This is a genomic window from Moorena sp. SIO3I8 (assembly GCF_010692325.1).
In the GTDB taxonomy this organism is placed as follows: domain Bacteria; phylum Cyanobacteriota; class Cyanobacteriia; order Cyanobacteriales; family Coleofasciculaceae; genus Moorena.
This window is the reverse complement of the sequence record NZ_JAAHHW010000446.1, coordinates 1-1,183: the sequence shown is the minus strand read 5'-3', so window position 1 is coordinate 1,183 and position 1,183 is coordinate 1. Positions and strand designations below refer to the sequence as shown.

The window sequence follows — 1,183 nt, the reverse complement described above, 5'->3', positions numbered from 1 at the left end:
CAGGGCTATTTCATTCTAAAAAGTTGCTTAAGCGTGTCTAGACCAAAAGAACAAAGTCGTTGAGCTTGTGCCATATTTTTAAACATTTGGTCACGGTATAAATTGAGTGTAAAATTACGAGCTATGGTGAAAATTTTAGGCAGAGGGTTAGTGCGAATTCTGGATTTATCTTCACCTTGAGTAACATCTCTAACATAGTGGACTTTATTCTCAACACCCCAATATCCACGGATACGTTCAGCAAATTCTTGGGCTGTTAAACTCAATGAAGAAATATAATAACGAGTTTCAGTAGTAACTTCAATGACATGATGGGTAAATACTTGACGTTCTGATTTAACCTGAATCAAAGTAGTAAGTCCGGGCCAAGGACGGATAGAATCAAGATTTTTACAAATACTTACATGACGCTTTTCGATTCGACCATGTCCTTTATTAATTTGTAGATAAGTAACTTCCGGTGTAAAATTAGTTTTAACCTCCTTAAAGAGACTGGGCTGGTTACCTTTTAAGGCAGCAATATAATCATTACCACTTTTGATAATTAACTCACAAGTTTTTTTTGGGTATTAATAGCATCAAAAGCAAAAACAACTCCCTTGAGAGCAAGTTTCTGAATCAATTCTGGTAGAGCTTTAATTTCGTTGGTTTTGGCATCAACTTCAAACGGTTCTAAAATCAAGCCCCGTTCCACAATGTAAGCACTAACCAACATTATGGCTGGGTGAGAAGCTGAATTAAGATTATCATTTTCTATTTGATAGGAACATTTGAGGACTTTTCCGTCTAAACTAATGGTTTCTCCAGGAACTGGTTGTACATTAAAGAACTTAGCCAGGCACAGGGAATACTGCTCATAATTTATATGTAGTAAAGCACGACGGACAGTACTGTAAGAGGGTAGCCTGTTTTTCGGAGGTTTGAAAAGATCAATCAACTGCTCGCGGTAACTTGAAATCCAATCTCCAATTGCTAAAAATCCTTGATTCCCAGCGGCGTAGCCCACGGTAAATAGTGCTAGGCACAGTGGCAGGGCATGACGCTGTCCGGCACGACGACGAGGGTCTTCGAGCTCTGCAAAGGCTTCTATAATTGCGATTTGAGACACAAGAGTAGATGGATTAGACTAAATTTGCGCTCAATTATACCATATCTTGTTTATATTTAGAATGAAATAGCCCTG

At 38.4% G+C, this 1,183-nt stretch carries 1 pseudogene; it reads right to left on the bottom strand.

The features are described from left to right. Nucleotides 1-5: 5 nt before the first annotated feature. A pseudogene (locus tag F6K51_RS37775) lies at nt 6-1,108 on the bottom strand (ISAs1 family transposase). Nucleotides 1,109-1,183 lie beyond the last annotated feature (75 nt).